Here is a 12,664-nt window from a genome sequence, read left to right as displayed (position 1 = left end):
TCGCCGATGGCCTGCCACGGCTGGCCGGGCGCCTTTGGAGGCTGGGCGACCATCCCGGTTCCCAGGCGGTGCTGAGCGGCCAGCGCGCGTTCTTACTGGTACACGCTTTCGTCGACCTCGTCGAAGATGCGCTGCAGGGCTTCGACAGCACGGTGGCATCCGTCTGCCGAGAGCTTGCTGGCCACAGCCGCGACGATGAATGCCGCGCCGGCATCGAGCGCTCTGCGGGCGAGGGCCATTCCGAGGACGATCGTGTCCGGCTGCTGCAGCCTATGCAAGAGAAGGAGCCGAAGCGGCTCCACAGTGCGGCCGGAGTAATTGTCAAGACCTGTGGATCGGTGGCTATCTGCCGGTCTGCCCTTGGTGTCGTTGTGGCCGCGCAGAAGTTCTCAAGTGAGGCCCTCGAGGAAGCCCGAGAGCGCGGTGTGCAGGATCTCGGGCTGTTCCAGGTGCAGGTCGTGGCCGGTGCCGGGGATGCTCATGGCCATGGTGGCGGGTCGCTGCCGGAGCATCTCGTCGGCTTCCTGCGCGGGGATGAAGCTGGATTGGGCCAGGACGACCAGGGTGGGGGCAGGCGACCTGCCCCCACCCGTGCCGGAAGGAACGCCGGGCGTTCTCCGCCAGCGAGCGGACCATCACGTCCCGGTCGAAGCGGGGCCACCATCCGCCCTCGCGTTCTTCCAGCCCGGCCGCCCAGCCCGCGCCGACCGGTCCGCCGCCGAGGAATGCGGCTACCGCTTCGCGTGAGGGAAACGGTGTCGGCCACGAGTCGAGCCATCTGCCGATGTCCGCGGGGCCGTTCGGGTTCGGACCGCCGGGGCCGGCCTCGACGAGCACGAGCGCGCGGACGCGCCCGGGATGTGCGGCGGCGGTGAGCATGGTGGTGTGTCCGCCCAGCGACTGGCCGACCAGGACGGGCCGCTGCAGCGCCAGCTGATCGACAACGGCGATGACGTCGGCGACGTAGGCGGCGCGGGAGGCGTCCTGCGGGTGGCGCTCGCTGGCGCCGTGCCCGCGCTGGTCGACCGCGACGACTCGATACCGGGAGCTCAAGCGCCCGGCCAGCACGTCCCATTCACCCGCGTGACCGGCCAGGCCGTGCAGCAACACGATGGGCTGTCCCGGCCCGCCCCAGTCCCGGCAGGCAAGCCGGACGCCGTCTCGCACCACCACGTGTTCAGACCATGTCACATTGGCCCCCAGGGAATCGGCTGGCCTCGATCATGCTGCAACCGCCTCGGGGCGTTTGACGAGCCGGCCGCGTTCAAAGCGGGCGCCTGCCCGGACGAGGGCGACGAGGTGGGGCGCGTTCACGGCCCGCCACCGGGCCTGGGCGGACTCGACGAGCTTGAAGACCATCGCCAGGGCTGCGGTGCGGGAGCCGGCGCCGCGAGTGACCTTGGTCCGCAGCCGGACGGTGGAGAACGTGGACTCGATGGGGTTCGTACCAAGTATGAAAGTCGTGGGTGCCGCTGTCCGTGTCCTGGTGACCGGGTTTCGGCCCGGTTGTACGGTGCGACCGTCAGGACAAGGGGTGCCCGGGGAATCAGCATGGGCAGGCCGATCTTGAACGATGGACTGCGAGCCCGCCTTTGTAGATGGCCGCCCCTGCGACTTGCCTGGCTGCGTCGTGAGCGCGATTCCGTAGGTGTCGTTTCGCCCAGCTGACTCCCGCATCAGGTTCAAGTCGGCACAGGGAGGCGGACAGTGGGGCGGTTCATCGGTTTGGACATCCACCGCGACTTCGCGGGTCGCGGCGGTCGGGGACGGGCGACCCGGCCCGCCATCTGCGGCACCACGACCACGCCCTGAGGCTGGACGCCCACGACGGCACCGCCACGTTCGGCCAGGACGCCACATTCCACCGGACCCCGGGACTGGCCGACCCCACCTGGTCCTCGTTTCGTGCGCACAACTCCCCGGACCGCTACATCCGGCACGCCGGTGACACCCTGCGGGTCGACCCGGTCGCCACGGCGGCGGAGCGTAATCAGGCCACGTTCCACGTCGGTCACTGACCCACGACCCCGTGTGTGGACCGCGTACTCGCTAATGTCCGCCCGGAACTGGGTATGCCAATCAGGAGCACACGCCATAGGGATACGCCGACCGGCCCCGGACCTCACGGGCCGGGCCGGCGCCGTTCGTGAGGAGAACACTTGCCGATGATCTGCCGAGCCTCTCACCGGTGCGAGACCTGATGTCCCAACCGAGCGGAGCGAGCCCCGAGACCGAGGAGAAGGCCGTGGAGACGGCCTGGCGGATTCACGGGGCGGTCGGGGAGTGGACAGCCCGGGTCGATGCCAAGGCCGCGTTCGCGCTCACCCTCGAATCGGCGGCCGCGGCCGGGATCATCGCACTCTCCGGAAACGGCAACATCTTCGGCGATCTGCGCGGGTGGGGACCCCGTTGCCTGCTGTGGGCCGGCAGCACGCTCATCCTAATCGGGGCTGTCTTCGCGGTACTCGTCGTCGTACCCCGTCTTCGTGCCCCCAGGATGCAGGCCGAGGCCTCCGACAACTTCGTCTACTTCGGCCACCTGATGCACCGTGAGGCGGCGGAGTTGGCGGAGTCACTGAGGCGCACCCACACCCTGCTCCCAGTCCTCAGCCGTCAGCTCATCGTCATGAGCAAGATCGCCTGGAGCAAGCACCGGCACGTCCAGATGTCGCTCGCCTTCTTCGCGCTCGGCTTGATGCTCGTGGTCATCGCCGCAGTACTCGCCTGATCGCCGGCGATGACCGCGCCACCCGGAGCACGACACAGCCAGCTCAGGCCCCGGTGTGCAGATGCGCCGCCCAGAGCGACGGCGCCCACGGGCGTTTCGCCCTCCCCTGGTGCAGGCCGAGGTGCAGCGCGTGCGCCGCGCTCTCCGTCCGCAGGCCCGCGCCGTCGTCTCCCGCCAGCCGGGTGTAGAAGTCGACGGCGATCTCTCCGGCCATCGTGTCGTCGACGGGCCAGAGGGTGCCGATCACGTGGCGGTAGCCGCAGAGCATGAATCCGGCCGTGATGTGAACGGACTCGTCCGCCAGCCTCTGGTTGGTCAGCGAGGTACTGCACGCCGAGAGATAGGCGAGTTCGGCACCCGCGATGTGCCGTGAGGAGATCGCGTCGACCGTGAGGCGCGCCGTGCCGCTGCCACCCCCGTCGCCGTACCCGTCGCGGTCGCTCAGCAGGAGTCCGCTGCGCCCCGGAGAGCCCCACTCGCTGACGGCGTGGCAAGCGAAGTGCACCACCGGGTGGGCGGGCAACGCGTCCAGCACGGTCCGCGGTGTGTTGTGCGGAGGCCCGATCCGGGTCGCGCCGGGCAGCAGGCCGACGATGTGTTCGGTCTCGGTCTCCACGTGCCGCAACGGGCGGGCCGTTCCGGCCGGCTGTGCCATCTCGACCAGCAGGGCGCCCTGTCCGCTCCTGGACGCGGCGGCGCCGGGCAGGCGCCTCGCGTGGGCCAGGGCCCGGACGGTCGGCGTCCAGGAGGAGACCGCGCGGTCCATGACGGTGCGCGCGGTCCCGCCCCGCGCTCCGCCCTCCTGGTGGTGGCCCGAAGCGTGCCAGGGCAGAAAGGCCGTGACACCGGCCGGGCACCACCAGATCCTCGGCCACTCACCGGGGTCGTCGTCCGGCCGAAGGGAGCGGGTGAGGCCGATCCGCTCCAGCACGGGCCCCGCGACATGGTCCCACTGCCACTCCAGCAGCTCGACCAGATCCCGCATGCGCCGCTTGGCCTGCGCGTAGTCGGTCACCGGCGGGGAGCCCGGCACTCGTCCCCCGAGGAGCCGGTCAGCCCAGTCGATCACTCGGTTCTCGGTCACTTCGGGGAGGCCGACGACGATGACAGGGGAGTGCGGATCCGAGGTGAGTACCAGGGCGTCCCCTCGGTGCCTGCTGACCGCCAGCATGATCACAAAGCCGTGTTCGGCCTGCCGTCGCAGTGTTTCCAGGTCGGGGCTGCCAAGAAAGCCCTCCAGGCCGGGAAGGGCCCGGATGCGGGAGAGGAGCGCGTGCCATTCCGAGTCCATCGCGGTCCGTTCGGCGGCGATGCGCCGTACGGCCTCGCCAGGGCCGTTCACGCCGTCGGGATCGCCGGATCCGCCGTCCTGCGCCCCGGACGTCTCGCCGAACTGCTCAGCGAGGCTGATGTGGTCGGCGGCGTCCCGCCTTGCCCGGAGCGCTTCGAACGCGTCGGCCAGGTCCGGACAGGTCGCCCGTAGCTCGTCGACGTCGCCGCGCATGTCGAGGGTCTGGTTGAGCATCACACCGCGCGCCTGCTCCAGCAGTTCGACGGCCCGCCCGGGATCACCGCAGCTCAGCGCCGCCCCGGCGGCCTCACTTCCCAGTCCCTCCATCTCCCCGAGACCGAACTCCCTGTCCGCGCGCGACAACCGCCAGGGAGCCAGCTGCCCGAGCAGGTCGACCGCGCTCTCGTAGGCCTTCAGGGCCCGGCCGGTCTCGTCGGCCTCGAGGGCGGCACGGCCGAGGGCACGGGCCGCCCTGAGCCGGTCCCCGACCGGGCTGACCGTGGAGAGCGCCGCCCGGTAGAGGAGGCGCAGGGCTTCTTCCAGCTCCGCTCGACCCGCACCGGCCCGGTACGCGGTCCGCAGCGCGGCGGCGCAGCCGGTCAGGACGGAGGCCTCGTCAGGGTGGTCGAGGGCGAGGGACACCACAGCGCGGCGGGCGGTGGCCACCGCCTCGCGGAGAGCCCTGGGCGAGGCGTCGTGACGGTACCGCAGCCGCCATGCGGCCGTGAGATTGGCGAGCCGGTGCGTCTGGTCGGGGTGGCCGGGCGGGGAGAGGGCGACGGCCCGGCGGCCGGCGGTGACGGCGGCGGCCAGCTCCCGCAGACCGCCGGTGAAGGCGTACTGGAACATCAACGCCCCGCACAGATGGGAGAGGAGGGCGGGCAGGTCGGGATCGCCGAACTCGGTGACGACGACCGCCGCACGGGCGGCGGTGACCGCTTCGCCGATCGTGTGCGCGGCGTCCGGCGGGTCCTGCCGTTGGTGCAGTATCTGCAGGGCCGCGGAAAGGTTCGACTGGTACATGGCATGGTCCGGGTGGTCGGACGGGCACGAGAGGACGGCCTCGCGTGCCGCCTTGACCGACTCGGTCAGATGTCGCAGCTCACCGCTCCGCTGGTAGCGGGCCTGCAGCCCCAGGCTCATCTGGGATAGGAGTTGAGGCCTGAGCGGATGTCCGGCAGGAGCGAGGCGCAGTGCCTCCTCGGCCGCGCCCATGCCTTCGCGCAGTACGTCGGGATCGCCCGTGCGCTCGTGCCGGGACCGTGACGCCATCGCGAGGTTCAGCAGGTAGAGCGGCCGGTCCGGATCGTCGGGGTGCGCGGTGCGGACCGCCGCGCGGGCCGCGTTCCAGGCATCGGTGAGCTGGGCGAGAACTCCGGTCCGCCGGTAGCGGGCGAGGAGGATGCCGCAGTGGTTGCTCAGCAGAGCCGGTCGCGCTGTGTGGGTCTCCGGCACGGCGTCCACCGCCAAGCCGGCGGCGGTCACGGCTTCCTCGCCCGCCTCGTTGTCATGAGCCACTTCGCTCCACTGATGGAGCGTGGTGGCCGTGTTCGCCATGCGCAGGGGGTACTCCGCCTGCCCCGGTGTGAGCGTCGACATGAGCCGGCGCGCACAGTCCGCGGCTTCCTCCAGCGCGGCACGGCTCCCGGTGTGGTCGTAGACCATCCGGAGCACCCCGGTGAGATTGGAGAGCCGTCCCGCGAGCGCTGGTGAGCCGACGGGTGTCGCGCGGACCGTCTCCCGCCTGAGGGCCACCGCTTCGTCGAGGGCCTCCAGCGATCCGGTCCGTTCGAAGAGCGTCGCCAGCGCGACGGACAGGTTGGACCACGCGGCGACAGCGGTGGCGCCGCCCGCGCTCGCCCTGTCCACCGCACGTCGCGCGGCGGCGATGCTCTCCGTCAGGGCCGACGGGTCTCCCGTCGCCTGATAGCGGACGAGTAACTGGTGTGCCAACGAGGTGAGATGGCCGGCCTCGTCACGATGGCCGGGAGGAATCGTGGCCACGGCGCGGTGACCGATCTCCACCGCTTCGTCGAGGTCCGTCATGTCGCCGGCCCGACGGTAGCGGTCGAGCAGGGAGTTGGCGAGATTGCCCTGGATCTTGAGAAGTGCGGGATCGCCCTGGGCGGCGGCCTCCGCGGCGAGCCGACCGGTGTTGATCGCCTCGTCCAGAGCCCGGGGATCACCGGTTCCGTCGTAGACGTCCTGCAGGGCGAGCATCAGGTTCCCGAGGGTGTTCGCCCTGCCCGGGCTACCGGGCGGTGTGGCCGCCGCCGCTTCCCTGAGGGTGTCGACCGCGTCGGACAGCACCGCGGCGTCGCCTGCCGCGGAGTGTGCCTGCGCGCGCAGAGTCCGTCCGAGCCTCAGCAGATAGCGGTACCGCTCGGGGTGGTGCGCGGGCAGTGAGACGAGCGCCGCGCGGCAGACCGCCGCACACTCGTCGAGGACAGTCGTGTCGTAGGTCGTCTCGTACAGCTCGAAGAGGGCCTGGGCGAGCGGGAGCACGAAATCCTCGGGGCCGTCGAGAGCGTCACCACCGCGGAGCACGGCCCTTCTGGCCGCGTCCACGGACTCCCGGAGCATGTCGGCGTCCGTGTTCCGGGACCCCAACGACCCCAGAACGGCGGAGAGGTTGGTGAGTAGCAGGGCGGTCCCGGGGCCTTCGGGCACGAGGGCGACGGCCTGCCGGGCGTGACTCGCCGCCTCGACGAGCGCCTCCTCGTCATCGGTCCTCTCGAAGTGGGACAGGAGCGCCAGGGAGAGGTTGCTGAGATTACGTGCCCGGCTCTGGACAGGTGCGGAATCGAGGGAGGCGGCCTTGCGGCCGGCTTCCAGGGCGTCCCGCAGATCCTCCGGGGAGCCGGTTCGGCCGTAGCGGGCGTGCAGCGCCCCGATGAGGTTCATCAGGCGGTCCGCCAGGTCGTGCTCCACCAGGTCGTGGTCCGACGGGGCGGCGGACGATCCGTCCTGCACGGTGGTGCCGGTGGAGGTGTCCGTGCCGGTGCCGCCGACGTGACTGGTGCCCGTGGCCGCGGTCTCGGTCGTACGGACGGCTTCGCGTGCCGCCGCGACGGCTTCGTCCAGCAGCCCCGCCTCACCCTCCTGGCGGTAGAGCGTGAGCAGAGCACCCGAGAGGTTGGACAGCCAGGCCGCCCGCTGGTCGGTGCCTGTTGTCGAGGTCGCCGCGAGGTGCCGGAGGACGAACAGGGCCGGCCGCAGGGCTGCGCCGCCCCGGGAGCCCGCCCCGTGTCGTTTCATCGCCGTCACCACCCGGTCCTGGCAAGCACGGAGGGAAAGCCCGGGGGCGGTCGGCGGCCCGGCGCCGGGCACATCCGAGACTGCGGCACGCGCGTAGAAGTCGATGACGGCCCGGGGCGGATCCGCCACACCCTCCGCGATCACAGACAGGAAGTACCAGGCCGCCGTCCGCAGGTCCGCTTGCGCGGCGTCCTCGTCCGTCTCCCGCACCGCGGCGCGCCGGAGATGCAACTGCCCCGCCGCGACAGCCGCTTCCACGTCGTCGAAGAGGTCGCCGACCTGGGCCAGCAGGCGTCCGAGAGCCGCGAGGGAGTCGGCCCCGGTGGCTCCGCCAGCCCCGTCGTCGTCGACGGCGGCGTCTGTGTACGCGCGAACGGCTGCGAGCAGATCCGCGCGCTCGGAGAGCGGGTGGGTCATTCCGCGCTCCCGGCACTCGGTGACGTGTACAGCCACGCGTCCGCCTGATAGTGCTTCACCACGGCGGTCACCCTGGTGAACTCCTCCCGGTTCAACCCGGGATAGCCCGGAGTGAGAACCTGTCCGTAGAGGAACTGGCTGATCAGCACGCCCAGTTCGGCGCCCTCGTGGGCCTTGAGGGCATCGCGCAGCGGGAGGCTGTCCAGCAGGCGGCAGAAGCTCAGGACCGCCTCGCCCTCGTAGCCGTTGGCGCCCTTCTTGAACGTGCCGACGTCGCAGGCCATCCGTAGCCGCATCCGGTCGTCGTGGCGCTCGTTGTCCTCGCGGAGCTGGGCTCCCATCGCGTTGACCAGCCCCGGGAGCGCCCGGGTGATGTCGGTGTCCAGGGGCAGGACGACGTTCATGCCGTCCCCGTTGCGCTGGTGCTCCAGACCGACCAGGTCGAAGCCGATGTCGCCGAGGACCACGCGTACGAGCCGGTCCAGACGGGTCTGCAGTGCCTCCCGGCCCAGGGCGTCGCGGTCGGAGTACCCGACCACGTCGACACCGAAGCCCATGCGCGTTTCGGTGGAACCCCTGAGGGCCTCCGCGGTGACCGCCGTCCCGTGGACGAGCTGCCGCGTCGAGCCCTGCGACGGCGGCACCGACGGCTCGGGCACCTCCGGGATCGGAAGCCGTACGGTGAACTCGTCCCTGCCGGCATGGGGTTGCATCCCCATCGCAGCCTCCTCGGTGAGGTTGTAGCCCGCCCTCGCCGTGACGTGCACCTCGTCACAGCCGGTCGGCGCCAGAAGGACAAACCAGCCGACGTGCGAGCCCAGGCGTACCTCGCCGCCGTCCACCGCGCGATGCCGCCAGCGACAGGCGCGTCCCCCGACCCCGAAGACGGTGATGTCCGGCGTGAGGGCGGGGAGCGGCACTCGCGCCAGCGTCCCGCCGCCGCTTCCGCCTCTGTCGCCGCGCGAGCCCGCGCCGCCAGGGCCGTCGGTGTCCGGCAGGGCGAAATCAAGGTCGTGCGTCAGTACGTACGTCCGCGCCGGCTCGGGCCCGGCCACACTGGTGGGCAGCGCGGCGGTGACAATGAGGTCCCCGGCGTCGAACGAGAAGCCCGCCTCGGCCCATCGAGGCCCCGGCACCTCCGGGTCGAAGTCCACGTCGTAGCGCGCCTTGACCAGATACGCGTCACGGCCCGGCAGTTCGAGCGACCTACCCGGCAGCGCCCGTACCTGCCAGCCGTGGAAGACGATGTTGCCGACCACGGCCCCCGTGGGATGCGGTTCCCAGGAGCGGACGTCGTCCCTCAGGAACAGCCCCACCTTCGCCAGCGGTTGCACGTCCTCGGACGATAACTCCGAAAATCCCTCGACGGGTTCGGGCGGGAACTCCATAAACGGCTCGCTTCCGTTCGCACGCGGGCCCGTCGGCCCCACGCGTCGATGACCATCCACACCTGGACCGTTTCGCTGCATGGCTCGCTCTGTGCAGTGTAGGCAATACGGAAGGTAGTTACCGGGGGGACGGAAACTCGACGAAGACAGGACGCATATGACGGTTCCCGAGTCCGACGGCTTCGACAGGTCGGATCAGCAGTCCCTCGACGAACTGATGGACGCGTACGGGCGCACAGGGGATCTCGACGTCCTTCGGCGCATCGTCCGCGTACTGAGGAGAGCCGTCGCTGCCGCCGACGCGCGGGACACCCTTCACTTTCAGTTGACCGGTGCCCTGCAGATCCTGTTCGCGCGCACCGGCGAGATCGCGCTTCTGGTCGAGGCCGTCGAGACCGGGAGAGCGGCGAGGAGCCGCGACGCGGCGGCGGGCCAGCCGTCGAAGGCCGCCCTGCTGTCGAACCTCGGATCGGCCTTGGAGGAACTCCATCAACGTCAGGGCGGCACACACCTGTTGACCGAGGCCGTCGAGGTGAACCGCGAGGCCGTACGATGCTCCGATCCGGGTGACCGCAACCTACCGGGGCGCATGGCCAACTTCTGCAACGCCCTCCACTCGCTGTACTGCGAGAACATCCGCGAACGCGCCGCGCTGGACGAGGCGGTGGCGGTGGGCAGGAAGGCGGAGGCGCTCACCCGGGACCGGCAGGGGCCGCTGCGCGCCATCGTGACGGGCAATCTACAGAACGCGCTGGTGTCCCTGTTCACACGAACCGACGACGACGGCCTGGTGGACGAGGCGACCATGATGGGGGTGGCGACGATCGCGGCCTTCGCCGCCGAAGACCCGCGCCGGGCGGTCGCCCTGTCCAACCACGGCAACGCACTGCGGGCGTTGGCCGCTCGCACCGGTGACCGCGCGCTGATGGACGCCTCGCTCACCGCCGCGCGGAACGCGGTGGAAACCGTCGGCGGCGACCCCTTGGACCGCACCCTGTGCTTGTCCGGTCTCGCGGCGTCCCTGCGCCTGCTGTACACCGACACCGGCGACGACACACACCTCGAGGAGTACGTCCGCCACACCTCCACCGTCGCGCGCGAGGCGGCGGACGGGCCCAGGGCCGCGATGGCCCTCGCGGATCTGTGCCTCGCCCTTCGGTGGCGCCACGACCGGGACGGCGACCTGCAGTCCCTGCTGTGGGCGGTCGAGGCGGGCCGCCGGGCCCTGGCCGCCACCAGAGAGGGGCAGGCCCACCGCGTGATGGTGATGAACCGGCTAGTCAACGCGCTCCACGTGCTCTCCACCCGCGAACAGGACCCCGAACCACTGGCCGAGGCCGTCACACTGGCACGGCTCGCCGTCACCTGCTACCCGCCCGACCACCCCCATCACGCCGGGAACCTGTACGACCTCGCGCGGCTGCTGCTGGAGACGGCTCGGAGCGGCCGGGACCCCGCGGCCGCACGGGAGGCCGTCGACATCTGCCGCTCGGCCGTGGCCGCGCTGGACGAGGACAATCCGGACCGGGCCGGCGGGTTGCTGATCCTGTCCCAGTCCCTGTGCGAGGCGGGGCCGGAAGGGGAGGCGCTACCGCCGGGCAGCGTGACGCACCTCGAGGAGGCGGTGGCCTCGGCCCGCGGAGCGGTGACCATGTTGCCCGCGGGATCCACGTTGATGCCTGCCGCGGTACGTACGCTCGGCCAGGCGCTGTTCGCTCTCGGCACCGCCCATCCCGACCGGGACCGAGGCCGCGCGGCACTCGAAGAGGCCCACGACGAGCTGACGGAACGCGTCGCCGCACGTCATGATGCGAGGGCGGAGGACCGTATCGCGGCCGCGCGGCTGGCCGGCCGGGCGGCCTACCTGGCCGGGAACCACACCGACGCCCTCGCCGCCTTCGAACGGGCCGTCGATCTGCTGCCGAGGATCGCGCCCCGCGAACTCCTGCGAGAGGACCGGGAATCCGGCCTCGGCGCGGTGGCCGGGCTGGCCGCGGACGCGGCGGGCGCCGCCACCGCCGCAGGACGGCCCGGACGCGCCCTGGAACTGCTGGAGCAGGCACGCGCGCTGCTCCAGTCGGAACTGGTGGGAACCCGGACCCCGTTGGACGCGCTGGAGGACCGTGAACCGGGCCTCGCCGAGGAGTTCCGAGCTCTCCGCTCCCGGACCCAGGCGGCGGAAAGCCTCTCGCCCACGGCCACCGGCTCCGGTCTCGACCCCGCCCTCTCCGACCGCGCCGCCGCCAGGCGCCGCAAGGAATTCGCGGACGACTGGACGGATCTGCTGGCCCGTATCAGGCGGTCCCACGACGACTTCTCACGCTTTCTGCTGCCGCCCACATTCGGTGAACTGCGCGCGCAGGCCGCCGAGGGACCCGTCGTCACCATCTACGCGGGCCCCCTGCGCAGCGACGCGCTGGTCCTGCGTCCGGAAGGTGATCGGCCCGTCGACGTCGTCGAACTGACCGGTCTCTCGTGGGACATCGCGCTGGACCTGGTGGTACGGCTGCGGTCGGCCTGTAGGCGCGTCTACGGCGAACCGAGCTATGGCGGCCGGAAGACGGCCCAGCGGGACCTGAGCAAGGTGCTCGGCGACCTGTGGGACAGGGTCGCCTCGCCCGTGCTGGACGCCTGCGGCATGAGCGTCCCGCCGCCCGGGGGAACAGCCCTGCCCAGACTGTGGTGGTGTCCGGTGGGCATCATGGCCTTCCTCCCGTTGCACGTGGCCGAGCGGTACGCCGAGGCCGGGCGCGGGCCCTCGGTCCTCGATCGCGCGGCCACCTCGTACACCCCCACCATCGGGGCGCTGGCGTACGCACGCCGGGCGACGGGCCCCGACGGCGGGCCGGGCGCCGACGACCCTCCGCCTGCCGACCGACGCCCCGAAGGCGGCACCCTGATCGTCGGGCTGCCGGACACACCGGGCGCACCGGCCCTGCGTTCGGCCGAAGCGGAGTGCGCCGCCCTGGAGCGCCTCCTCCCCGACGCAACGCCCCTGTACGGGCCGGATGCCACCCACACCGCGGTGACGGCGGCCCTGCGCCGCAGCTCAGTGGCCCACTTCGTCTGCCATGGGGTCAGCGACCTACGCGGCCGGGGTTACAGCAGGCTCCTGCTCCACGACCACCAGGCGCGGGCGCTCACGGTGGCCGACGTCTCCCGGCTCGACATCCCCCACGCGGACCTGGCCTATCTCTCCGCCTGCGAAACGACCGACACAGCGCCGAGGTTCGCCGATGAGGCGCTGCACATCACGGCGGCCTTCCAGACCGCCGGGTATCGCAGCGTCATCGGCAGCCTGTGGAAGGTGCAGGGAACCGCCGGCACGCGCATCGCTGAAACTGTCTACACACAGCTGACGGCGGAGGGCACCAGGCCACCGGACCCCACCGCCTCGGCTCGGGCACTGCACACAGCTGTAGCCGCCGTGAGAGCCCGGCATCCGCTGTCCCCGAGCCTCTGGGCGGCCCATGTGCACTTCGGCCGCTGACAAAGGGGGGGGAAGCTCAGTTGTCCGGTCGGTCCCCGGGGGCGGACGAGGCGGATGTCGACAAGGCAGCTTCCTCCCGGAGCAGTTCGATC

Annotated in this window: 6 protein-coding genes and 2 pseudogenes; 3 read left to right on the top strand and 5 right to left on the bottom strand. The window is 71.4% G+C overall.

Annotated features, from left to right (window positions below; translation table 11 throughout):
• Positions 1 to 92: 92 nt before the first annotated feature.
• The 3 genes and pseudogenes from ACWC91_RS27060 to ACWC91_RS27050 all read right to left on the bottom strand — a co-directional run.
• Positions 93 to 239 carry a hypothetical protein gene (locus tag ACWC91_RS27060; protein WP_390876843.1) on the bottom strand — a complete coding sequence of 49 codons (147 nt, stop codon included), beginning with the start codon at positions 237 to 239 and terminating at the stop codon, positions 93 to 95.
• Positions 240 to 389: 150 nt separating this feature from the next.
• Positions 390 to 1,191, bottom strand: a pseudogene (locus tag ACWC91_RS27055) (alpha/beta fold hydrolase).
• Positions 1,192 to 1,221: 30 nt separating this feature from the next.
• Positions 1,222 to 1,446: pseudogene (locus ACWC91_RS27050) on the bottom strand (IS256 family transposase); the annotation flags it as partial.
• A gap of 218 nt (positions 1,447 to 1,664) precedes the next feature.
• On the opposite strand from ACWC91_RS27050, the gene ACWC91_RS27045 reads away from it, so the two are divergent.
• Both ACWC91_RS27045 and ACWC91_RS27040 read left to right on the top strand, forming a co-directional pair.
• Positions 1,665 to 2,018 carry an AbfB domain-containing protein gene (locus ACWC91_RS27045; RefSeq protein ID WP_390876899.1) on the top strand — a complete coding sequence of 118 codons (354 nt, stop codon included), beginning with the start codon at positions 1,665 to 1,667 and terminating at the stop codon, positions 2,016 to 2,018.
• Between the two features lie 182 nt (positions 2,019 to 2,200).
• Entirely contained in the window at positions 2,201 to 2,728 is a 528-nt protein-coding gene (locus ACWC91_RS27040) for a Pycsar system effector family protein (RefSeq protein WP_390876842.1), read from the top strand.
• A 43-nt stretch (positions 2,729 to 2,771) separates the two neighbouring features.
• Here the strand turns inward: ACWC91_RS27040 and ACWC91_RS27035 are convergent, their stop codons facing one another.
• The gene (locus ACWC91_RS27035) at positions 2,772 to 7,730 is read right to left on the bottom strand and encodes a CHAT domain-containing protein (protein ID WP_450640077.1); all 4,959 of its coding nucleotides are present in this window, start codon (positions 7,728 to 7,730) and stop codon (positions 2,772 to 2,774) included.
• Complete coding sequence (locus tag ACWC91_RS27030; protein ID WP_390876840.1) at positions 7,691 to 9,028, bottom strand: hypothetical protein; 1,338 nt, start codon at positions 9,026 to 9,028, stop codon at positions 7,691 to 7,693. Before ACWC91_RS27030 ends, ACWC91_RS27035 begins: the two co-directional genes overlap by 40 nt.
• Positions 9,029 to 9,239: 211 nt before the next feature.
• Here ACWC91_RS27030 and ACWC91_RS27025 point away from each other — a divergent pair, with 211 nt between their 5' ends.
• The gene (locus ACWC91_RS27025; RefSeq protein WP_390876839.1) at positions 9,240 to 12,572 is read left to right on the top strand and encodes a CHAT domain-containing protein; all 3,333 of its coding nucleotides are present in this window, start codon (positions 9,240 to 9,242) and stop codon (positions 12,570 to 12,572) included.
• Positions 12,573 to 12,664 lie beyond the last annotated feature (92 nt).

This window comes from Streptomyces sp. NPDC001204, assembly GCF_053598035.1.
This window is presented reverse-complemented; position numbering and strand designations above follow the sequence as displayed.

Bases quoted from the DNA above. Each gene is read 5' to 3' on its own strand.
- ACWC91_RS27060 (WP_390876843.1), bottom strand. From the start codon at position 239: ATGGCCCTCGCCCGCAGAGCGCTCGATGCCGGCGCGGCATTCATCGTC.
- ACWC91_RS27040 (WP_390876842.1), top strand. From the start codon at position 2,201: ATGTCCCAACCGAGCGGAGCGAGCCCCGAGACCGAGGAGAAGGCCGTG.
- ACWC91_RS27025 (WP_390876839.1), top strand. From the start codon at position 9,240: ATGACGGTTCCCGAGTCCGACGGCTTCGACAGGTCGGATCAGCAGTCC.